18 protein-coding genes, 1 tRNA gene and 1 pseudogene are annotated in these 21,940 nt (G+C 31.9%); 9 read left to right on the top strand and 11 right to left on the bottom strand.

Annotated elements, in window-relative coordinates:
- Positions 1 to 22: 22 nt before the first annotated feature.
- From dnaA to SJY43_RS10640, 3 genes and pseudogenes are all read left to right on the top strand, one after another.
- Positions 23 to 1,451, top strand: a pseudogene (gene dnaA, locus SJY43_RS10650) (chromosomal replication initiator protein DnaA).
- A 14-nt stretch (positions 1,452 to 1,465) separates the two neighbouring features.
- Positions 1,466 to 1,915 carry a low molecular weight protein-tyrosine-phosphatase gene (locus tag SJY43_RS10645; protein ID WP_396600720.1) on the top strand — a complete coding sequence of 150 codons (450 nt, stop codon included), beginning with the start codon at positions 1,466 to 1,468 and terminating at the stop codon, positions 1,913 to 1,915.
- A gap of 6 nt (positions 1,916 to 1,921) precedes the next feature.
- Positions 1,922 to 2,635 carry an SAM-dependent methyltransferase gene (locus SJY43_RS10640; protein WP_396600719.1) on the top strand — a complete coding sequence of 238 codons (714 nt, stop codon included), beginning with the start codon at positions 1,922 to 1,924 and terminating at the stop codon, positions 2,633 to 2,635.
- Between the two features lie 5 nt (positions 2,636 to 2,640).
- On the opposite strand, the gene SJY43_RS10635 is transcribed toward SJY43_RS10640, so the two are convergent.
- The 5 genes from SJY43_RS10635 to dapF all read right to left on the bottom strand — a co-directional run bounded on the left by SJY43_RS10635 (position 2,641) and on the right by dapF (position 6,675).
- On the bottom strand, positions 2,641 to 3,300 hold the full coding sequence (locus SJY43_RS10635; protein WP_396600718.1) for a peptidoglycan-binding protein LysM: 660 nt from the start codon (positions 3,298 to 3,300) through the stop codon (positions 2,641 to 2,643).
- A 112-nt stretch (positions 3,301 to 3,412) separates the two neighbouring features.
- On the bottom strand, positions 3,413 to 4,324 hold the full coding sequence (locus SJY43_RS10630) for a DUF2279 domain-containing protein (RefSeq protein ID WP_396600717.1): 912 nt from the start codon (positions 4,322 to 4,324) through the stop codon (positions 3,413 to 3,415).
- Positions 4,324 to 5,367, bottom strand: a complete 1,044-nt coding sequence (gene mltG / locus SJY43_RS10625) for an endolytic transglycosylase MltG (RefSeq protein ID WP_396600716.1) — start codon at positions 5,365 to 5,367, stop codon at positions 4,324 to 4,326. Before mltG ends, SJY43_RS10630 begins: the two co-directional genes overlap by 1 nt.
- A 13-nt stretch (positions 5,368 to 5,380) precedes the next feature.
- The gene (locus tag SJY43_RS10620; RefSeq protein ID WP_396600715.1) at positions 5,381 to 5,905 is read right to left on the bottom strand and encodes a GNAT family N-acetyltransferase; all 525 of its coding nucleotides are present in this window, start codon (positions 5,903 to 5,905) and stop codon (positions 5,381 to 5,383) included.
- Positions 5,902 to 6,675 (bottom strand): diaminopimelate epimerase, encoded by a 774-nt coding sequence (gene dapF, locus SJY43_RS10615; protein ID WP_396600714.1) that lies wholly within the window; start codon positions 6,673 to 6,675, stop codon positions 5,902 to 5,904. The genes SJY43_RS10620 and dapF overlap by 4 nt, the downstream gene beginning before the upstream one ends.
- A 319-nt stretch (positions 6,676 to 6,994) precedes the next feature.
- Here dapF and SJY43_RS10610 point away from each other — a divergent pair, with 319 nt between their 5' ends.
- The 4 genes from SJY43_RS10610 (at position 6,995) to SJY43_RS10595 (ending at position 11,811) form a co-directional block, all read left to right on the top strand.
- Complete coding sequence (locus SJY43_RS10610) at positions 6,995 to 8,398, top strand: trypsin-like peptidase domain-containing protein (RefSeq protein ID WP_396600713.1); 1,404 nt, start codon at positions 6,995 to 6,997, stop codon at positions 8,396 to 8,398.
- A 141-nt stretch (positions 8,399 to 8,539) separates the two neighbouring features.
- A complete protein-coding gene (locus SJY43_RS10605; RefSeq protein ID WP_396600712.1) occupies positions 8,540 to 9,988 on the top strand; it encodes a glyceraldehyde-3-phosphate dehydrogenase in 1,449 nt (482 codons plus the stop codon).
- Positions 9,989 to 10,132: 144 nt separating this feature from the next.
- On the top strand, positions 10,133 to 10,756 hold the full coding sequence (locus tag SJY43_RS10600; protein ID WP_396600711.1) for a tRNA (guanine-N1)-methyltransferase: 624 nt from the start codon (positions 10,133 to 10,135) through the stop codon (positions 10,754 to 10,756).
- Positions 10,757 to 11,028: 272 nt separating this feature from the next.
- Entirely contained in the window at positions 11,029 to 11,811 is a 783-nt protein-coding gene (locus SJY43_RS10595; protein WP_396600710.1) for a DUF6090 family protein, read from the top strand.
- A 248-nt stretch (positions 11,812 to 12,059) separates the two neighbouring features.
- On the opposite strand, the gene SJY43_RS10590 is transcribed toward SJY43_RS10595, so the two are convergent.
- From SJY43_RS10590 to SJY43_RS10580, 3 genes are all read right to left on the bottom strand, one after another.
- A tRNA-Tyr gene (locus tag SJY43_RS10590) sits at positions 12,060 to 12,141 on the bottom strand.
- Positions 12,142 to 12,315: 174 nt separating this feature from the next.
- Positions 12,316 to 15,024: a carboxypeptidase regulatory-like domain-containing protein gene (locus tag SJY43_RS10585; protein ID WP_396600709.1), complete on the bottom strand. Its 2,709-nt coding sequence runs from the start codon at positions 15,022 to 15,024 to the stop codon at positions 12,316 to 12,318.
- Between the two features lie 28 nt (positions 15,025 to 15,052).
- A complete protein-coding gene (locus SJY43_RS10580) occupies positions 15,053 to 15,928 on the bottom strand; it encodes a GLPGLI family protein (protein ID WP_396600708.1) in 876 nt (291 codons plus the stop codon).
- Positions 15,929 to 16,106: 178 nt separating this feature from the next.
- On the opposite strand from SJY43_RS10580, the gene SJY43_RS10575 reads away from it, so the two are divergent.
- Positions 16,107 to 16,886: a hypothetical protein gene (locus tag SJY43_RS10575; protein ID WP_396600707.1), complete on the top strand. Its 780-nt coding sequence runs from the start codon at positions 16,107 to 16,109 to the stop codon at positions 16,884 to 16,886.
- A 4-nt stretch (positions 16,887 to 16,890) separates the two neighbouring features.
- Positions 16,891 to 17,505 (top strand): deoxynucleoside kinase, encoded by a 615-nt coding sequence (locus SJY43_RS10570; protein WP_396600706.1) that lies wholly within the window; start codon positions 16,891 to 16,893, stop codon positions 17,503 to 17,505.
- 25 nt (positions 17,506 to 17,530) lie between these two features.
- Here the strand turns inward: SJY43_RS10570 and SJY43_RS10565 are convergent, their stop codons facing one another.
- The 3 genes from SJY43_RS10565 to SJY43_RS10555 form a co-directional block, all read right to left on the bottom strand.
- The gene (locus SJY43_RS10565) at positions 17,531 to 18,529 is read right to left on the bottom strand and encodes an App1 family protein (RefSeq protein ID WP_396600705.1); all 999 of its coding nucleotides are present in this window, start codon (positions 18,527 to 18,529) and stop codon (positions 17,531 to 17,533) included.
- 113 nt (positions 18,530 to 18,642) lie between these two features.
- On the bottom strand, positions 18,643 to 21,021 hold the full coding sequence (locus tag SJY43_RS10560; RefSeq protein WP_396600704.1) for a sodium-translocating pyrophosphatase: 2,379 nt from the start codon (positions 21,019 to 21,021) through the stop codon (positions 18,643 to 18,645).
- A gap of 302 nt (positions 21,022 to 21,323) precedes the next feature.
- A complete protein-coding gene (locus SJY43_RS10555) occupies positions 21,324 to 21,857 on the bottom strand; it encodes an inorganic diphosphatase (RefSeq protein WP_396600703.1) in 534 nt (177 codons plus the stop codon).
- Positions 21,858 to 21,940: the final 83 nt, after the last annotated feature.

Genomic DNA, 21,940 nt, shown 5'->3' with positions numbered 1-21,940 from the left:
AATACACAACAAAACTTAAAACATGAGTGTAACTGCGCAATCGGTTTGGAATAACTGTCTAGATTTTATAAAGGATAATATCCAACCGCAAGCATACAAAACTTGGTTTGAACCAATAAAAGCAGTTAAACTTACTGATACGTCTTTAAGTATTCAAGTCCCTAGTAAATTCTTTTACGAATGGCTTGAAGAGCATTATGTTAAAATCCTTAAAGTTTCACTTACTAAAGAATTAGGAGAAACTGCCAGACTTGTTTACATTATAAAAATGGAAAACACATATGGTAATAAACAACCTTTTACTGAAAAAATTCCTAGCTCTAATAGAGGTGCTTTAAAATCTCAAGATGTTGATGTTCCTTTAAAGAATAAGAGCCCTGAATTACGTAATCCGTTTGTAATTCCTGGTATTAGAAATGTGAAAATTGAATCTCAACTTAATCCAAATTATAGTTTCGAAAACTTTTTAGAAGGTGATTCTAATAGATTGGCTAGAAGTGCTGGTTTAGCAGTTGCTAATAAGCCTGGTGGGACGTCTTTTAACCCACTATTAATTTTTGGTGGTGTTGGGCTAGGTAAAACACATTTAGCTCATGCTATTGGTGTTGATATAAAAGATAAATATCCCGAAAAAACAGTTTTATATATTTCTGCTGAGAAATTTACGCAACAATATATTGACGCCGTAAAAAAGAATAATAGAAATGATTTTATTCATTTTTATCAAATTATAGATGTCCTTATTATTGACGATGTACAATTCTTGTCTGGTAAAACTGGAACACAAGATGTATTCTTCCATATATTCAATCACTTACACCAAAACGGTAAGCAAGTTATTTTAACTAGTGACAAAGCTCCTGTTGATATGCAAGATATTGAACAACGTTTATTATTCTCGTTTTAAATGGGGACTATCTGCAGAATTGCAAAATCCTGATTTTGAAACTCGTGTTTCTATCTTGAAAAATAAATTATATCGTGATGGTGTTGAAATGCCAGATGATATTGTTGAGTATGTAGCAAAAAACATTAAATCTAATGTTAGAGAGCTTGAAGGTGCTATCATTTCGTTAATTGCTCAATCGTCATTCAACAAAAAAGAAATCACTCTTGATTTAGCTAGAACCATAGTAGAGAAATTTGTTAAGAATACGAAGCGTGAAGTTTCTATTGATTATATACAAAAAGTAGTATCAGATTATTTCCAAATGGATATTGATACACTTCAATCTAAAACTAGAAAACGTCATATTGTTCAGGCACGCCAATTAGCTATGTTTTTTGCTAAAAAATTCACTAAAGCGTCTCTTGCTAGTATTGGTTCTCAAATTGGAAAAAGAAATCATGCTACAGTATTACACGCTTGTAAAACAGTAGACAATTTATCTTCAACAGATAAACAATTTAGAAAATACGTTGAAGATATTGGTAAAAAACTTTCTGTTTAAGTTATACACTAATCATGACTAATATTTTAATGGTTTGCTTAGGAAACATTTGTCGTTCTCCTCTAGCTGAAGGTATTTTAAAGTCAAAACTATCTAAAGATTTTATAGTTGATTCTGCTGGAACTGCCAACTATCATTCAGGGAGTGCTCCAGACAAACGCTCTATTGCAGTAGCAAGAAAATATGGCCTAGATATTTCTAAATTACAAGGGCGACAATTTAATGTTTCAGATTTTGATACTTTTGATTTAATTTACGTTATGGATACGTCTAATTATCAAAATGTAATTAAACTAGCAAGACACGATGAAGATGTTGCTAAAGTAAAATTCATATTAAACGAAACACATCCCGGAAAAAACTTTGAAGTTCCAGATCCTTATTACGGTGGTGATCATGGTTTTGAAAACGTTTTCCAAATGCTAGATGAAGCATGCGAACTAGTTGCTGAAAAATTATTATAAATTGAAATGAATACCATTGGCAAATTATACCTTATTCCAACTACATTAGGAGACAACAACCCTCTTGATGTTTTGCCTATTACTGTAAAACAGACTATAGATAGCATAGATACTTTTATTGTTGAAAATGACAAAACTGCTAGACGTTTTATAAAAAAAATTAGCCCAGAGAAATCGCAACCATCATTAAACATGTTTCATTTAAACAAGTTTACAGATGAAGCTGATTTTCCATCATTTTTAAATCCATGCCTGCATGGAACTGATGTGGGTTTATTATCTGAAGCAGGTTGTCCTGGTGTAGCAGATCCTGGAGCAGAAATCGTAAAAATTGCGCATCAAAAAAACATAAAAATTGTGCCATTAGTTGGTCCTTCTTCAATTTTAATGGCCATTATGAGTTCTGGAATGAATGGACAGAGTTTTACCTTTAACGGGTATCTTCCTATTGATAAAGGCGAACGAAAATCTGAAATTAAACGATTAGAACGTTTATCATTTGAGCAAAATCAATCTCAAATTTTTATTGAAACACCATATCGAAACAATAAAATGCTAGAAGATTTATCAGCTGTTCTTGAGAACCATACCGATGTTTGTGTAGCCTGCGATATAACTTTAAGTACAGAGTTTATAAAAACACAAACTGCTAACCAATGGAAAAAAAATAAAGTAGACCTACATAAGAGACCTACCATATTTATTATTCACAAAAGCTAAGCTTACTATATAGCTTTAGCTTTCTTATTTGCTTTTACAAAAGACGTATCGTATCCAGAAAAACGCTTCATGTAATTATGTATGGTAGTACCGTATCCATCAGAGAAATTATCTAAACCATAACTTCTTAAATATTTTTTTACACTTCCTGGTCCTGCTAGGTGAGCTGCAGCAATAATACCTGACTCTGTAATTATAATACCGTTGATACGTTTTCCAACAAAATTCTTAATATCACGTCTTAAAATCCATTTGTTACGAGCAGAATTAGCAATAAATGCTTTTTCTTGTAACCTAGGATTCTTTAAAAATTTCACAGGATTATGAATTCCAATAAGTTTTAAAGTCTCAGATCCAAATTGATACTTCCCTAAATACCCATAAGTATTAACCGAAGTATAATCGCCACCAGACTCTTTAAAAGCTAATGCTTCTTTAAAGCCAACAAAAGATTTCCCTAAGTAAGGTGAGAATTCAAAATCTGAATCGTTTAATGCCGAATGTTTATCATTCTCAGGAGCATTAATACTAACTGTGTAATTTAAGTCTAAACCCTCAGTAGAGTATTTACTTAAATCGACTGTTTCATTTGATTGAAACGACACATACAATAGTGCTAATATTGTAAGCGTAATAGTTACGTAACTTGCAATATTTTTTACCATAATTTTAAATTTTTTCAGCATATTTTTTAAATTAAAATACACCTTGAAATTTCAGCGTGCAAAAGTAAGCCTTTTTTTAATAACTTCAAAATTAATCGCTTATGTATAGTTTTTAGTTGTAGAATAGATGAAATACAGTTCCTTTTTTATTGATTTCTAAAGTAGGAAACGGTAATTTTATCATATTAACAACATCAAAAACAGACCTTAACAATTTTGAATTCGTCTTAATTGCATTCAAATTTAAATCAAAACTTAAATAGTACTGTCTATAGCGCTGATTATTTGTTAACACCTGATTGTCAATATCTTTTATTCCCGTTAGCATCCCTTCGCCTCCGTAGCCTACCGCAATATTTAACCATTTAGGGATTTTACTTTCTTTAAAAAAAGAATGCAAATTAGCACTCAACCAATACGTTTGCCCATTATAATCTTTTAAAATTTGCTCTAAATACGTTTCACCAAGCTTATCTGGTCGTAGTTTTGCATATTTAGTTTGATGAAAAGAGTATTTTAAAGCAATTCGCTGCTCGTTCCATAGTAATTCTTGACCAACATAGAGGCCTGTTCCTGTGCCGTTAGCTATAATATCTCCCCATGAAAAACCCCATTCCTCTGAATAACCATCCAAAACTTCTACAGCAGTCAAAAAAGTAAATCCTAAAGTTGCTCCATATATTAATTGATCGCGCTTATTAACACCACTCCAATTTAATACTTGTGCGCCATGTTTACCCATTTGATAAGATGTAAATACATGACCTAATTTATCCATTTGTAACCACTCATTATTATCATTAATGGTATGGAATTTTGAACGCTCGAAATCTTTGTACCAAAGTTGATTTAAACCAACAAGCGTTAAAGCGCCAATGGATGCTTCTGAAATAACAACCCCATTCCGTCTAGGCTTATTAAGCGTATCACTTGGTGTTAAAAATCCATCTAGTTTAGATTGAGAAAAAGAAATTATGGGTAATAAAACAAGAACTACAATATATTTTAAACCAAAAAAACGCACTATTTATTTATCCCTTGAGATGATAAATAACGATGGTACTCTCTGGCATTAACATTATGTTGCGCTAATGTTTTAGCAAATTTATGAAAGCCGAAACGTTTAGCATCAGCAGCGAAATAAACGTATTTATGCTTTTCATAATTTAAAACGGCATTAATAGCAGAAATATCAGGCATGGCTATAAGCCCTGGTGGTAAACCTCTATTTTTGTAGGTATTGTAAGGTGAAACAATGTCTTTATGAACGTTCAACACACGTTTAATAACGGTATTCTTATACTTTGGAAGCTTGTACGCTGCAAATTTTAATGTAGGATCTGCTTGAAGTGGCATACCTATTCGTAATCTATTCATGTAAACACCTGCTATTCTTGGTTGCTCTGAAGCTTGTTTTGATTCTTCGTAAACTATGGAAGCCAATGCAATAACTTGATCTTGGGATAAACCATTATCATTTGCTTTTTTAATTTTAGCATCTGTCCAAAAACGTTTATATTCTTTAAGCATGCGTGCTCTAAAAGCTTCGGCAGAGGTATTCCAGAAAAACTCATAACTATTTGGCAAATACATACCTAAAGCCGTTTCTTCTTTAAACTTGTTTTCTGTTAAAAAAGAAGTATCCTTCATCGCATTTAGAAGCGATATACTATCTGCTTCAATTTCTTTTGAAACGCGACCTGCCAATTTCTCAAGAGTACTTTGATTATTGAAAGATACTTTTATTGGCAAATTTTTACTTCTAATAGAATTGATAATATCGTTGTTAGTCATTCCTTTTTTAATTTCGAAACGACCCGCTTTAACATTGGTGTTATACTTTTTTTGTTCTGCTAAATCATCAAAAGACTCAATATCTTTTAACAAAGGCTCTAATTGCTCTCTAACTTCAGCATACTTTGCTTTTGTAGGAACAAAAATATAAGCCGACTCGTTATTAAAAGCGGTGTTTGGTTTTAACATGGCTTTGTAAACAAAGTTTGCGAAATATGCAGCCACAATAAGACCAATGACTAAAATTGCTAAGAGTATTTTTTTTATATACATTTTTAATTATTAACTAATTATTAATAAGTTGATATAAATATTCGTTTTTATAAGAACCATTTACATAGTTCCAATCTTTTTTTAATCCAATATTTTTAAAACCTTGATTTGTAAACAACTTTAAACTGGCATCGTTATCTTCTGAGATATTACAATATAGTTGATGCAAATCTAAATGCCTGAAGCTATAATCAATTAATAACTTTAACGCTTCTTGACCAAAACCTTTTAATCTATTACCAGTTTCTTTTATTAAAATACCAACGCCTGCCCTTCTGTTTTTAAAATCAAAATCGAACAAATCAATCATACCTATAGCTACATCATCATAACTTGAAATTACTAATCGTAATTGTTTAACTTCAAAAATATCTTTATGTGCGTGCTCTAAGTATTGTTTAATTAGAAATCTAGAATATGGTGTTTGGGTATTACTAATTTCCCAAATAGACTCGTCGTTTTCAATAGTATGAATAAACTCTAAATCTTCAGGCTCTAAGGCTCTTAAATATATATTTTCGCCTTTTAGAGTTATCATATCATTCCTTTAAAAACAAATACTGCAGGACCAATTAGCCATACATTTTTATAGATGCCATTTTCTAAATTGAAACACACTTCTAGTTTGCCGCCTTCTACATTTAAATTAATGTGGTCGCTTTTAGTTTCACCTGAATGATGCATAGCTAAAGCTACCGCTGTTACACCTGTTCCGCAAGCTAATGTTTCATCTTCTACCCCACGCTCGTAAGTTCTAACTTTAAATGTGCTATCTGATAGTTTCTTTACAAAGTTAACGTTGGTTCCTTCTTCATGATATGGAGCACCATAACGAATGCCAGATCCTTTAGTTTTAATGTCGAAATTTTCAATATCCTCTTCAATTTGAACATGATGAGGCGATCCTGTATTAAGAAACATATGGTTTTTAGAACTCTCAATAGTATCTACATCTACCATTTGAAGTTTAACAATATCTCCTTCTATACTTGCATGATGCAAACCATCAATAGCCTCGAAAATAGCTTTATCTGTAATAACGCCTAATTGTTTTGCAAATGCCACTAAACAACGCCCTCCGTTACCGCACATGGTGCTTTCGTTACCATCGGCATTATAATACACCATTTTAAAATCGTATTCTGGATGGTTTTCTAACAAGATTAGTCCGTCTGCTCCCACTCCAAAACGTCTATCACATAAAAAAGCAACACGCTTGGTGTCTTTTTTATTGAATGTTTGCTGACAATTATCAATCATCACAAAATCGTTTCCTGTGCCTTGGTATTTATAAAAAGTTTGCTGCATAATGTGAAGCAAAGATAAACAAGTGTTTTAATTTTTTTGTTGAAATATAAAAACTTGGTAATAATTTATAAACATGAATTTTAGTTGCGTTAGGGATTGCAGAGGAAAGCCCACAGCGAGGCACGAGCGCGGACTTGTATTGGAAAGCCCGACCCTTGTGGTAACGCCCAAATAAATAAAAAGAAGATTGTTAAAGCGTCGTTAAAGTTGACGTTAAAAAAAGTTAAAACAGTTTAGCCAATTCAATATTTAATTAATTTTAATCGTTAGTAGGGTTCCCGGCTTATCGGGAATGAAAAATAAAATTAAACTTAAATATATGAAGAAGATTTTAACGTTAGTAATGGTATCGGCTTTAGGTGGGATTTTCACATTAGGAGCCTACAAACTTTTTTTAGAGGAAGAGAAACCCGTTTTGGTAGCTGCGGAAAACACAAATGCCAACTTTTTACCAACCAGTAATACAAATGCTTTATTTAGTGCTGAAGAAAAAATAGATTTTACGGTTGCTGCAGAAAACACCGTTAACGCGGTTGTTCATGTTAAAAACGTAACACTTAGTTCTGGGCAATTTACTATGCAAGATTTGTTTTCTGGCAGAAGTTCTGAACGTGCACAAATGGGAACTGGTTCTGGTGTTATTATTAATTCTGATGGTTATATTATTACAAACAACCACGTTATTAAAAATGCGCATGAGTTGTCTGTGACATTAAATAATAATAAAACCTATACTGCTGAATTGATTGGTGCTGACCCTAAAACGGATATTGCACTTTTAAAAATTGAGGCCGATGAAGACTTACCATTTGTAACTTTTGCAGACTCTGATAATGCGAAAATTGGCGAATGGGTTTTAGCTGTTGGAAATCCTTTTAACTTAACATCTACAGTTACTGCTGGTATTATTAGTGCTAAGGCTAGAGATTTATCGGGTACCAGTAGACAATCTTTTATTCAAACAGATGCTGCGGTAAACCCAGGTAATTCTGGTGGTGCTTTAGTGAATACCAATGGTGAATTGGTTGGTATTAATACAGCTATAACATCTCAAACAGGTTCTTACGTTGGGTATTCTTTTGCTGTACCTAGTAATATTGCCAGAAAGGTAATTGAAGATATTATGGAATATGGTAATGTGCAAAATGGTATTTTAGGTATTCAAGGCGGTGCTTTAAATAGTATTATGGCTGAAAAAATTGGGGTTCCAGATACCGAAGGTGTTTATATAGATAGTGTTGTTGAAGACTCTGGTGCAGAAAAAGCTGGGGTTAAGAAAGGGGATATTATAAAAGAAATAGACAATATTAAAGTGTCTAAATTCTCTGACTTAACAGGACATTTAAGTGCTAAACGTCCTGATGATGTTGTAAAGCTAAAAGTATCTAGAGATGGTGATATTAAAACGATACCTGTGACTCTTGCTAAAACTGATATCTTTAGTATGCCACTTGTTGGTACAATTAAGAATGCAAAATCTTCTGATTTAAAAAAATACAACGTAACATACGGCGTAAAGATTACTAAACTTAATTCTAAATATACCGATTATTGGAAACGTAATGGTATTGAAGCAGGTTGCATAATCACATCTATTAACGATATGAAAGTTAAAAATATAGATGATGTACAAAAGGCGTTAAAAGCCCAAACGGATAATGAAACATTGCGCTTAGAAATTATAAATAGTAATGGCGATTTAGAGCGTTATAATTTTAGATAAAAAATACGTTTAACGAATTAATTAACCCTTCGAATATATAATTTTTGAAGGGTTATTTTTTTTATTAAAATAGCTTACGAAAACGTTTGAAATATGGTATTTTCGTCAAAATATAACACCACAAACTAAACTATTTAAGCTATGGGTTCTAACAAAACTTATGAAAAAGAATTAGCCTTTCAAGCAGACCGTAGAAAAGCTACTGTAGAATTTATTAAAGCAGTAAGCGATTTATGGTATGATAAATCAATAGAATTGGTTTTATTTAGAAACCAACTTATAGATAGAAATGTAAGTCAGATTTTAAACTTACATGAATATGCAGGCGAATTTGTTCAAAAGCCAATTTCAATTTTTGATTCGGTTGAAATTGCGCAAGCCATTAAAGCACTTCATGTACCGCCAGCAAAACTGGATATTGGAAAACTAACTTACGAGTACCATTTAGAAGATAACAAACATAATAATGCCAAAGCATTTGTTGTAAGTAAATTAAAAGATGCTAGTAAAAATGGCAGCATAGAACCAAAAGATGTTATCCTTTATGGTTTTGGTAGAATAGGTAGATTGGTTGCTAGAGAGCTTATGACTAGAACAGGAAAAGGCAGCCAGTTACGCCTAAGAGCCATTGTTACCAGAGGAACAATTGATGCTAAAATATTAGAAAAAAGGGCGTCGCTATTACGAAATGATTCTATTCATGGTGATTTTTCTGGAACAGTTACTGTTGATACGAAACAAAATGCATTAATTATAAATGGTACTACTGTTAACATTATTTCTGCGAATAACCCCGAAGATATTGATTACACTAAGTTTAATATTAACAACGCTTTAGTAATTGATAATACTGGCGCTTTTAGAGACAAAACGGCGTTGAGCAAACATTTAAAGTCTAACGGTGTTCATAAGGTTTTATTAACCGCGCCAGGAAAAGAAATTCCTAACATTGTACATGGTGTAAATCATAATGAATACAATCCAGACGATATAGACATTTTTTCTGCAGCTTCTTGTACCACAAATGCTATTACACCAATTTTAAAAGTTGTTGAAGATTCTTTTGGTGTTAAAAGTGGCCATTTAGAAACCATTCACGCCTATACAAACGACCAGAATTTAGTCGATAATTTTCATAGTAAATACCGTCGTGGCAGAGCCGCTGGTCTAAACATGGTAATTACTGAAACTGGAGCAGGAAAAGCTGTTTCAAAAGCATTACCAAGTTTAGAAGGCAAATTAACATCTAACGCTATTAGAGTACCAGTACCAAACGGATCGTTAGCCATTTTAAATTTAGAATTAAAAAATAAAACATCTCTTAATGGCGTAAATACTATTTTAAAAAAATATGCTTTAGAAGGTGATTTAGTTGAACAAATTAAATATGAATTAAGCGACGAATTAGTATCTAGCGATATTGTTGGAAGCTCTGCCCCTTCTATTTATGACAGTAAGGCAACAATTGTGCGAAAAGATGGGAAAAACATTGTTTTATACATTTGGTATGACAATGAATATGGGTATAGCCATCAAGTTATTCGGTTAGCAAAATATATAGCTAAGGTTAGACGTTTTACATATTATTAATAAAAAAATAACTAAAATCTATTTTTAAATTTGAACCGTATATAAATTAGCCTCGATAAAATGAGGCTTTTTTAGGATTTATAATCAATTAATAAACAATATTTTATAAATTCGCAATCCAAATACAACCAAAAATCATTTAAAATGAATCCTATCAAATCTTTATTTTTAATAGTTTTTACCTGCTTAATTAGCTTAAATTCATTCTCTCAAGTAAAACAAGAAGACGATGGATTGTCTTTATACAAAAGTACAATAGACAAACAATTTGAGTATATTCTTAAAAAATCTGGGAATTTTAAAGGCACTAATGGCCAACCTTACGAAGCCGTAAAACGCAGTATGTTTTTAGCTTTAAGAGCGCATACTTTAGATTCTTTAAAAACGGTACATAAAAATTTAGCCGAAACACAAGCTGTTGTTAAAACTCAAGCTAAAGAAATTTTAGATTTAAAAGCCAACCTTTCAAATACTCAAACAGATTTAGAGACCACTAATTCTGAGAAAAACAATATGGCGCTATTTGGTTTACAAATGAGCAAAACCAGTTATAATGTGCTCATGTGGTCTATTGTTGGAGCTTTATTAGCTTTACTTGTTTTCTTTATCTATAAATTTAAAAACAGTAATGCTATTACTAGAAAAGCGAATCATGATTTAGCAGAAATTGAAGAAGAGTTTAACGAACACCGCAGAACAGCTTTAGAGCGTGAGCAAAAAGTGAGACGCCAATTACAAGACGAAATAAATAAACAGAAAAAAGCATAATAACTTTTCTTTTTTAATAAATATATAAACTCTGTAATTTTAAATTACAGAGTTTTTTTTTGAATAAATATTAGCATAAAAATGTATTAATAGGATATCGTATTATAGAATAAAAAATGTTTTGTTTTTTATTGGTGGTACCTCCTACTTTTGAAGCATAATTAGCTTGACTTTGCGAGAAAAAAATGATAACTTCGTTTAACAACCTATAAAGTTCATTGAAACGGAACTTTATTTTTGTATTGTGCTTCATTAAAACTAACCGCTAACCCATGATAAAATTCTTTAGAAAAATTAGACAAAAACTATTAACTGAAAATAAACTCAGTAAATATTTGATTTATGCTATAGGAGAAGTTATTCTCGTTGTAATTGGTATTCTTATTGCCCTGCAATTAAATAATCTTAATGATATAAAAAAAGACAAAGGTGACGAAAAGAAATACCTTGCTAGAATACAATTAGATATTAAGCAGGACTTAGCAGAACTAGAAAGGCTTATTCAAGGGGATACTGTTAAATTAGATACTTATACTTTCTTGGGACGTTATTTGCTTTCAGATTCAATAGCTACAGACCCTAATTTATTAGTCACAAAGTCAGGTGAAGCATTTGGAATTTATTGGTTTGAAGGTAAAAATATAGTTTTTGATGACATGAAATCGTCTGGCAAAACAGGACTCATTACTTCAGATTCCTTAAGAAATAGTATTCAATATTACTATAGATTATTTGATGAAGTAATAAAAGAAGAGAGCGTACACAATAATTCCATCTTAAAATTTAGTGATAATATTTATGCTTTAATTGAAACAGGTTCTGGGTCAGACCTTGGGATGCCGGAAAGGTGGAAAGAAAACTCGAATGAAAAATCATTTTATAAATTTTATAATTCCCTGATAAACCTAGATAAAGACCAAAAGAAAATAATTTCTGATAATTTTGGCTTGACAAAAGCTAATATTTTACTGAATCATAAAGTGCGACTGTTACTACACGAAGAAGGACTAAAGACAATTAAGGCTATTGATGCTTATTTAAAACAAGAAAAATAACGAAAGCACAACATCGTTAAACGAACCTTTAATAAAAATCAAAATAAAAAAGCAAGCTTATATTTAGCTTGCTTTTTCTATTTATGCCTGGGGAGAGCAGGATTAAATATCCTAGTTCCTCACTCCTGAAAATAAAAAACAATACTGTTATCACAGCTTGACATTTTTGTTTATTAATAGATGCTGAAATAAATTTCGAAACCATTTTAAAACAAAAAAGTCTGCCAAAGCAGACTTTTCAAGTTAAGTGGGGAGAGCAGGATTCGAACCTGCGAAGACGTAGTCAGCAGATTTACAGTCTGCCCTCGTTGGCCGCTTGAGTATCTCCCCAAAACTGACCGCAAATATATTATTGTTTCTTAATTCTGCAAAGATAATTTGAAGTATTTAATATAAATTTTTGTTTTTTTTCATGTTGTTCATATTTCAATAATGAAGTAAAGAAAAATTATAAAAATTTAAAAGATACCCCGTAAATTAATTCAGGGTATCTAATATACTATGCTACAACTCGTAACGCACTCTTAATGTTACAAATCGAGGTTGAATAAACGTTTCGGAACTTGTAGTTCCTAAATTATTAATACTATTTCCAATTCTAGAATCTATATTCAATAAATTGGTAGCTTTAATTAAGAATTCCCATTTTGAATCTTCGCTCTTTCTGTATGCTAAAGAAGCATCCCAAGTTTCAAAAGATTGCGATTCGTTTTCACCATCGTCTTGATTGCTATAAGTATAATCGGTTTCGAAAGTTAACGATTTCCATATGTAAGCATCAAAATTTATAGATGGCGCATTGGTAATAAATTTATTAGAATTATTCTCTGAAACACTATAACGATATCGCAAACTTACATTTGGAGCTTCTCTAAAATTAGTACGCAACTCCGGTCTATACGTTTGTGTAAATTGCTCATTAACCTCCTGTTCACCATTAATAAACTGGTTAATTTTACTATAGTTTAAACTTGTTGAAAGTGCTGCTCTTAACTTACCAAAAGTACGCTGTATACGTCCGCTAGCCGAAACACTTTCATCAGCAAAATTAGAATTAAAGTATGTACTTGTTCTAATAACGTTTTCGAAATCTGTAAGACTTCGTATTTGATCTATGTTTTTATTATATGAAAGTCTAGCATACACATTTGTATAATTAAATAAATTAAAGCTTCTGTAAAATAAACTCAAATTATGCGATAAGGCATTTTGTAATTCTGGATTTCCATATTGAATACTACTAAAGCTATTAAACACTAAGCCTTGAGCTAAACTAGTAACATCGGTAAATTGATTCTGCATTTGATAACGCAAGGTTAAACTCTCACTCTTTTTAAGCTGAATTCGAGTTTCAAAATCTGGTAATAATTTAAAGAAATTATCTTCGTAGGTTTCCCCAAACTGGGTGTTTTTGTTCCCGTAAGCGTGTAATGAAAATCCTGGTGTAAATGTAAATTTTCCAGATTTTAAAGTATAATGCGCTCCTAAATACACATCAGTAAAATTATACTCGGTATCATTTGTGGCTAAACCATCATTAAAATTTGGAGTGGGCTCAAATTGAGTTCCATCTCCTAAAAACTGAAAGATGTTAGAGTTAAATTCTTGTCTACTAAAAATCGTTCCTAAAGTAAAATTAATATTACTTTTTGCATTAAGTATATTGTAGTAATCTATTTTAGCATCAACTTGATTTGACTTTATAAGTTTGTTTTGACCAACATCATAATAATCTAAATCTGTTAGAAACCCTATAGCATCAGCGGTTTCATCAAAAGCATCAGGCTCTGCATCAGGATCTGGGTTATTTACCAACAACGCGTTATAAAACGGATCTTCATTTTTAATTAAATGTTGTCCTTCAAAAGCAAAAATATTAGTTTCATTTAAGGTATAATAATAATTCAAACTTTGACTAATACTAAAAGGGGTTGCTTCATCTAACTGAGTGGTTGTGCCAAGAACCGATGAATACAAGTTTTGATTTTGTGTGTCTTTTGAGAATCGCCCTAAAATATCGTAATCTAATTGATTATGAATATTAGGTTTATAAGCGGCACTAAGTTTTAACAAGCCTTGGTTAGAACGCTCTTCGCTATTTTGTTCGGTACGCTCATTTTGTTCGGTGGTTTCATTATATCTTATAAAACTTATTTTTCTTGATAAAACATCATTACTATTAAGAATAGCAAACCCACTAATATCTAAATTTTCGTTTGGGGAATAACTAAAGTTTGTTGCGGCCAATTTGTTTTTAATCTCTAAGGCATTGCTTTGCGAGGTTAAAAAACCCAAACTATTATCACCTAAATTAATACTGGTACCGCTGCTTCTACTTGGCGCTCTAAAGCCACCACCAAAACCACGAAGATCCTGACGTGTTAAAGCTAAATCGCCGGTATTATTTAAATCGCCGATAAAATTTAAACTAAACTTAGGGCTGTAATAAAACAATTTTGGTTGTACTATATAGAGTTCATCATCTGTAGATGCACCACCTCCAGCGGCAACATTTCCAAACCAAAAATTTTCTTTCCCTTCTTTAAGCTTTATATTAATAGCCACATTTTCTTCATTATTGGTCACGCTTTTAAGTTGACCAACTTCTGAGAAATTACGTAGCACCTGTATTTTATCAACGGCATTCGAAGGGATATTTTTAATACCTAATTTGGTGTCGCCATCAAAAAAGTCTTTTCCATTAACCATCAATTTGCTAACTACATTCCCTTCAACTTCAACTTGGCCGTCATCATTTATTTCAACTCCAGGTAATTTTTCTAAAACATCTTCTAGCTTTCGTTCAGAACCATTTTTAAAAGAATCGGCATTGTAAATTAAGGTATCGCCTTTAACAGTTACAGGCATTTCATAAGTTAATTCTACGGCATCTAAAGCATTATCGGCTTCAAGAACAATATCTTTATCAATATTAACCTCTTTTGTGGTTATCGTCTCTGTATGCGTTTTCATCCCAATGTAACTAACCTGTAAACTAAAAGCTGCGTTCTTGGATAAACTCAATCTGAATAAACCATTTTCATCAGTAATCCCATAAGACTGTAATGTTTTGGTTTCTTGGTTAATGGCTATAACATTAGCTAACTCTAACGGTGTACCTATACTGTCTTTTACAACACCTTCTAGCTTAATTTGAGCAATAGATAAATTTGTTACACATAGAAGTGTAAAAAGAATTAATTTCTTTAACATTTTTGATTGGTATTGCTTGTTAGAATATTTAGTTTCTACCGCCTCCGCCACCTGGTCTTCCTCCACGATCTCTCCCTCTACTTTCTCTAAATTCAGCCATTTTTTTTGTAATGATGTCTTTATATTCTTGTTGAGTAACAACTTGTCCTTTTCTTGGTGCAACAATTTCTGTTTTTTCTTCTGGGTTAATTACTATTTTAGAACAAAGTATAGTATTGTTTCCTGCACTTACTTCTAAAATTAAACCTGGCAACCCCCAATAATCGGCAGGCCCTTGACTAACAGGTATTTGCGGTGTATACCAAGCAATTACTTCGTCCATTTTTGGTGCTGCTTCTTTTTTATCGTCTTCTTTTGATTTATCTGAATCTTGCTCATCGCCACCTCTTCTTGGTGGTCCAAAGTCAATATTAGTAGACACTTTAGTAGCTGTTGCCTTAAAACACATATATTGTCCTATTTGTTTCGTCTCAGACCCCATTTTCCATTCTAAAGGCTGCATCTCTTCTTTAATTAAAAATTGCTTACCAAAAAATTCTTGATCTTGTAGATATAGACGCTCTTTTATGTTTTTGTACTGAGGGCCTGGAGAAAAGTTACTTCCAAAACCACCTGGGCCTCTGCCAGAAGAAACTGGTGATGATAGTTTTTCATCTTCAACAAAAATAGACTCTTCTTTATTAAACGTTAGTACATAAGTTTTTTCTAACATAGATTTTAAACGTGTAGCAATTTCTTTTTTTCTTTGCTCTGTCATTTCTCCTCCACCTCTATTAAATCGACTAAGATCCATGGTTGTTTTAGAGAAATAATAAGCTTTTCCTTGAAATTCTTGAGCTTGAAATGAAACTGTTACTAATAAAGTTACTATTAGAACATAAAATGTATTGATATTGATTTTCATATTGAAAGAAGTTTAAAGTAAAACATATAGTTAACTATCTGTTTTGACAAAATTAAGAACAAACGGTTTAATGCTTAAAAGTTAATATTAAGTTAAAAAAAGAAACAAATATATTAAGGATGGATTTATTGATATCCAACTAAAATTGTGGTTTGATTTTTGTATTTTTCAAACTGTAATGAAATATATATTTTACATCATCTTATTTTTATCTTTTTCAATTTTCGCTCAAGAATCTTTTGAAGCAAAATTTATTAAAAAAATAGATTTACATGCTGATACCTTAATTTCAATTGATAATTTTGGAACATCTTATTATATAAAAGATGATGTGTTTTATAAAAAAACGAATACAAACACCATCTCTTATAATAATTTACAATTAGGAACATTACATTCTGCAAACGCCTTCAACACATTAAAAATCAATTTATTCTATAAAGATTTTAATACAGTAATTATACTTGATAATAGGTTAGCCGAAATATTTAAAATAGATTTTAATACGCTATCAAACTATAAAAATGTTTTACATGTTTCTACAGGACATGATAATACTATTTGGATATTTAATCAAGATTTGCAAAAATTAGAATTATTTGACTATAAATCCAAAACAACTCGCGCGCAAACTGCTCCTGTACAAAGTACAGTAATTGATTTAAAGAGCAATTACAACTTTTGCTGGTTGCTTACAGAAAACTACCTATACACCTACAATTATTTTGGCAGTTTAATAAACAAAAGGCCGAACTTAGGCTATACGGCATTAATTGAAAGTAATGACAACATAATCTTGAAAAAAGAAAACAACTTGTTTTATATAAAAAAAGATAATGATGCAACCATACCGATTACAACTTCAAATTTGTTAATAAATCAGTTTTTTGTAACCAATGAAACCTTGTATATTTACACAGATAAAACCTTACAACAATATCAACTAAAACCTAATTAACACCATGCACATTGCTATTGCCGGAAATATTGGCGCTGGAAAAACGACTCTCACAAAATTATTAGCTAAACACTATAATTGGGAAGCGCAATTAGAAGACGTAGTAGACAATCCTTATTTAGATGATTTTTACACACAAATGGAGCGCTGGAGTTTTAATTTACAGGTTTATTTTTTAAATAGTAGATTTCGCCAAGTCTTACAAATTCGTGAAAGCGGTAAAGCCATTATTCAAGATAGAACCATTTATGAAGATGCGCACATTTTTGCTCCTAACTTACATGCCATGGGTTTAATGACAAATCGTGATTTTGAAAACTATAAGTCGCTTTTCGAATTAATGGAATCTTTAGTACAAGGTCCAGATATATTAATTTACTTACGAAGCTCTATTCCTAATCTGGTATCTCAAATTCACAAACGTGGTCGTGATTATGAAAACACCATTAGTATTGATTATTTAAGCCGATTAAACGAACGTTACGAAGCTTGGATACATGGCTATAACAAAGGAAAACTTTTAATTATAGACGTTGATAATTTAAACTTTGTAGATGATCCCGAAGACTTAGGTCATGTTATAAATACTATTGATGCCGAAATTAACGGTTTATTTTAAAAATTTATTAGAAAGCTACATACATTTACCTTATAAACCCATGGTTTTTTGCGTGCTGTAATGCTTGATTACTATTTTCTATTAATAGAACAGGAATGGTATCAAAATTTTGATAAAGTGCTTTTACCTTAACTATTTTACGTTTATGCTTTACACTTCTTAAATAAATGGCAAAAATTCGTTCTGGATTTTTTGTTGCAATTTCTAAGTATATTTTAGGATCATGCTCGCCTATGTCTCCAATAAGAATGAATTTCAGTTTAGGGTAAGTCTTTAAAATATTGACAATTTCTTTTTGTTTTTGCGGTTTTTCACCTTTAGCTTTTTTTGAAAAAGGTCTTGGAAAACTTCTTAATATGATTGGACCTACAGGAAAATTATTTTTATTTAGAAAATATTCTAAATATCGATATAAGTTCCATGGGCTGTGGCTAACATAAAAAATGGGATTAACTTCTTGACCTGTTTTTCCTTGATGCAAAAATTGATAAAATTCTGGAGCGCCTTCCAAAGGCAAACGCTTTCCAGCAGATGTAAGTAAGGTATTAATTAATACGCGCCATTTTAAAACAGAAGTTAACCCTGTATGCAATATGGTATCATCAATATCACTAATTACACCAAAAGAAACGTTTTTAGATGGAATAAGCATTTCTCCAGGGAATCTATTTTCTGACTGAATGGTTCTTGTAAAGTGTTCATTTTGAAAAGAGAACTCTAACTTTACCCATCCTGTTTTATTAATATAGGAGCTTAAATCCTCAACTTTTTCGTCTAATAAAAAATACCCTTTATTATCTGTTTTAATGTCATAGTATTTATCGGCACCAATCTTTACGCGAAGTTTAGCATTTTTAATCTCATCTGTTTCAAATCGTTTCCAAGCATTAAATAGTAATTTAAAAGCACCCTTATGTTCTAAGTTTATACTTTCATCTTCTATTGCTCTTCCTCTTAAATATAAATGATTTGAAGTACCATAAGTGTGAAAGGCAATAATTTGAATAGGATCTTTTTTAAACATAGGTGCGTTTTCAATTGCATTGAAAAATACAAAAAACCACGCAAATGCGTGGTTTTTATTATACGTTAAAATGAAATATTAATTGTTTTTTTACAATCTATTCATTAGTTCGTTTACGATTTTTTAGTTTCAACAACAATGTCTCTACCATCTGCTTTTAAAGCATTAATACTCGCTTTCACTTCAGCTTCAGTACCTTCAAAAGTTTCATAGTTTGTAGATGATTCACCATTTTTAGTTGTTACTGTTGTAACTACTGCTTTTGAAGTTCCATCATCATTCTTTGTCATTTCAACTTTAACTTCTTTAGAAACTTCAACTTGTTCAATAACATTTGTATTATTTGCATAAGCTGAAACATCATCAGATGACATAGCAATACTTGGTGCAATTACTAATGCAACAACCGACATTAGTTTTAATAAGATGTTTAAAGAAGGACCAGACGTATCTTTAAAAGGATCTCCTACCGTATCTCCAACAACAGCCGCTTTATGAGCATCTGTTCCTTTTTTACCTTGCTCTTCAATAGTTTTCTTAGCATTATCCCAAGCACCACCTGCGTTAGATTGGAATATGGCCATTAGAACCCCACAAGTAGTAACACCTGCAAGAAGCCCTCCTAACATTTCAGCACCTCCCAAGAAACCAACAGCAACAGGTACAGCAATTGCTAATAAACCTGGTAACACCATTTCTTTAATAGAAGCTTTTGTTGAAATATCAATACATTTTCCATAATCTGCAACACCATCAGCAGCATCAAATATTTTTCTATCAGCTTCAGAAGCTTTAGTCATATCAGAATCATATTTTCTCATAACACCTAAAGCCGCTTTAAGTTCAGGGATATCTCTAAATTGACGTCTTACTTCTTCAATCATGGCCATGGCAGCACGACCAACAGCATTCATAGACAAAGCAGAAAATACAAATGGCAACATACCTCCTACTAAAAGTCCAGCCATAATTTTTGGCTGAGACACATCAATCGCAACTACACCAGCAGTCTTCATAAAAGCCGCAAATAAAGCTAAAGCCGTTAAAGCAGCAGAAGCAATTGCAAAACCTTTACCAACAGCAGCAGTTGTATTACCAACAGCATCTAATTTATCTGTACGCTCTCTAACTTCACTTGGTAATTCTGCCATTTCAGCAATACCACCCGCATTATCACAAATTGGTCCGTAAGCATCAACCGCCAATTGGATTCCTGTGTTTGCTAACATTCCTACTGCAGCAATTGCAATACCGTATAGGCCAGCAAAATGATGAGATACCATAATAGCAGCTGCAATTAAAAGTATAGGAATCATTGTAGACATCATACCAACACCTAAACCAGCAATAATATTTGTAGCTGCTCCAGTATCTGATTGATCAACAATAGACATTACAGGTTTTTTACCTGTAGCTGTATAATACTCTGTTATTTTTCCAACACCTAAACCGGCCACTAAACCTGCAATTGTTGCCCAAAATACACCCATTGCTCCAAAAGGTAATCCTTCTACAGTTTCAGGAATTAAAGCATTAATTATAAAATAAGATGCAATAACCATTAATCCTGCAGAACCAAACTCTCCAATATTTAATGCCGTTTGTGGGTTTCCACCATCTTTTACTTTTACGAAGAATGTTCCTAGTATAGACATGATAATACCAACAGCTCCAAGAACTAGTGGTAAATAAACAGCTCCTAAACCATCAAAATTTGGTGTTAAGATAAAAGCTCCCAAGACCATTGTACCTATAATAGAACCTACATAAGATTCAAATAAATCTGCTCCCATACCAGCAACATCTCCAACATTATCACCAACGTTATCTGCAATGGTTGCAGGGTTTAAAGGATGATCTTCTGGGATACCAGCTTCAACTTTACCTACTAAATCTGCACCAACATCTGCCGCTTTGGTATAAATACCACCACCAACACGCGCAAATAAAGCAATAGAAGAAGCTCCTAACGAAAATCCTGACAGTACATTAAGTACCATTGATAAATTTTCTGCTCCTGGCCACACAGATTGATATAAAATAAATAATCCACTCAATCCTAAGATACCTAAACCTACAACACCTAAGCCCATAACTGCTCCACCCGCAAAAGCGACTTCTAAAGCGCGCCCTAATGAGGTTCTAGCAGCTTCAGTAGTTCTAACATTAGCTTTGGTTGCCACTTTCATGCCTATAAATCCTGCTAAGGCAGAACATATAGCTCCAATAATGAATGATACTGCTACCATGCCATTAGATCCTGCTTCATTTGTCCCTTTAAAGAACAGTAAGACCGCAACGGCAGCAACAAAAATTGCTAAAACCTTGTATTCGGCTTTTAAAAATGCCATAGCACCTTCAGAGATATTCTTAGCTATACGAGACATTTTTTCGCTACCAACATCTTGTTTAGATACCCATCCGCTTTTTAGAAAAACGAATATTAAAGCTGCAACACCAAAGAGGGGTAAAAATTTTACTATTAATTCCATATTAAATTAGTTAGTTAGTTATTAAATATGTTAATTTTTTCATTCTCAAAAGTATGGAAATTAATGTGATAAAAAAAGCCGCTTTTAACTAAAGATATTGTATCTGAAACGCCATTAAAATATAATATTTTCAATACTATGACATTTGTTAGTTTTTAGTTGTATTTTTAATCGAAATTGTGTATCACCTCTTAATTTATCATAACTATTATCAATAAGTAAAAGGTTTTAGTAACTTTTATAACCAAAAAAAAGCCATCTTGGATAAGATGACTTTTTTTGACTTTTAATTTATCATTTAATTAAATAGTAAACGTTCTTTTTTTCTTGTGCTCACTTTCATCATATCGTTTTACACATTCATGATAGATTTTAATTGCATCATTTGCATTTCCCCAACCTCCTGTATCAACTTTTTTCTTCTCTAAGTCTTTATAAACTTGAAAAAAGTGTTCTATTTCTTTTAATCTATGTGGGTTTAAATCTGCTATATCTTCTTTATTGCTCCAAATTGGATCGGATACAGGAACACAAATAACTTTTTCATCTGGTCCTTTTTCGTCAGTCATATAAAACACACCAATTGGTCTTACTTCCATGACTACCATTGGATAAGTAGGTTGATGCCCTAAAACGAGTACATCTAATGGATCTTGATCTAACGCCAAAGTTTCAGGAATAAACCCGTAATCGCCTGGATACATCATAGAAGAAAATAACATACGATCAAATCTAATTTTATGTAATGTAAAATCATATTCGTATTTATTTCTACTTCCTTTAGGTATTTCAATTAATACATCAAATGTTACTACCTGCTTTTTTTTATCACTCATATAAATATTTTTAATAACCTTTTAATTAGTTATACAATTTTCTTATTTTCAATACAAATGTACTGAACACTTTTACTTTAAGC

It is taken from the genome of Algibacter sp. R77976 (genome assembly GCF_044594645.1).
Classification (GTDB): domain Bacteria; phylum Bacteroidota; class Bacteroidia; order Flavobacteriales; family Flavobacteriaceae; genus Algibacter_B.
This window is presented reverse-complemented; position numbering and strand designations above follow the sequence as displayed.

Bases quoted from the DNA above. Each gene is read 5' to 3' on its own strand.
- SJY43_RS10645 (WP_396600720.1), top strand. From the start codon at position 1,466: ATGACTAATATTTTAATGGTTTGCTTAGGAAACATTTGTCGTTCTCCT.
- SJY43_RS10640 (WP_396600719.1), top strand. From the start codon at position 1,922: ATGAATACCATTGGCAAATTATACCTTATTCCAACTACATTAGGAGAC.
- SJY43_RS10635 (WP_396600718.1), bottom strand. From the start codon at position 3,300: ATGGTAAAAAATATTGCAAGTTACGTAACTATTACGCTTACAATATTA.
- mltG (WP_396600716.1), bottom strand. From the start codon at position 5,367: ATGTATATAAAAAAAATACTCTTAGCAATTTTAGTCATTGGTCTTATT.
- SJY43_RS10620 (WP_396600715.1), bottom strand. From the start codon at position 5,905: ATGATAACTCTAAAAGGCGAAAATATATATTTAAGAGCCTTAGAGCCT.
- dapF (WP_396600714.1), bottom strand. From the start codon at position 6,675: ATGCAGCAAACTTTTTATAAATACCAAGGCACAGGAAACGATTTTGTG.
- SJY43_RS10610 (WP_396600713.1), top strand. From the start codon at position 6,995: ATGAAGAAGATTTTAACGTTAGTAATGGTATCGGCTTTAGGTGGGATT.
- SJY43_RS10605 (WP_396600712.1), top strand. From the start codon at position 8,540: ATGGGTTCTAACAAAACTTATGAAAAAGAATTAGCCTTTCAAGCAGAC.
- SJY43_RS10600 (WP_396600711.1), top strand. From the start codon at position 10,133: ATGAATCCTATCAAATCTTTATTTTTAATAGTTTTTACCTGCTTAATT.
- SJY43_RS10595 (WP_396600710.1), top strand. From the start codon at position 11,029: ATGATAAAATTCTTTAGAAAAATTAGACAAAAACTATTAACTGAAAAT.
- SJY43_RS10585 (WP_396600709.1), bottom strand. From the start codon at position 15,024: ATGTTAAAGAAATTAATTCTTTTTACACTTCTATGTGTAACAAATTTA.
- SJY43_RS10580 (WP_396600708.1), bottom strand. From the start codon at position 15,928: ATGAAAATCAATATCAATACATTTTATGTTCTAATAGTAACTTTATTA.
- SJY43_RS10575 (WP_396600707.1), top strand. From the start codon at position 16,107: ATGAAATATATATTTTACATCATCTTATTTTTATCTTTTTCAATTTTC.
- SJY43_RS10570 (WP_396600706.1), top strand. From the start codon at position 16,891: ATGCACATTGCTATTGCCGGAAATATTGGCGCTGGAAAAACGACTCTC.
- SJY43_RS10565 (WP_396600705.1), bottom strand. From the start codon at position 18,529: ATGTTTAAAAAAGATCCTATTCAAATTATTGCCTTTCACACTTATGGT.
- SJY43_RS10560 (WP_396600704.1), bottom strand. From the start codon at position 21,021: ATGGAATTAATAGTAAAATTTTTACCCCTCTTTGGTGTTGCAGCTTTA.
- SJY43_RS10555 (WP_396600703.1), bottom strand. From the start codon at position 21,857: ATGAGTGATAAAAAAAAGCAGGTAGTAACATTTGATGTATTAATTGAA.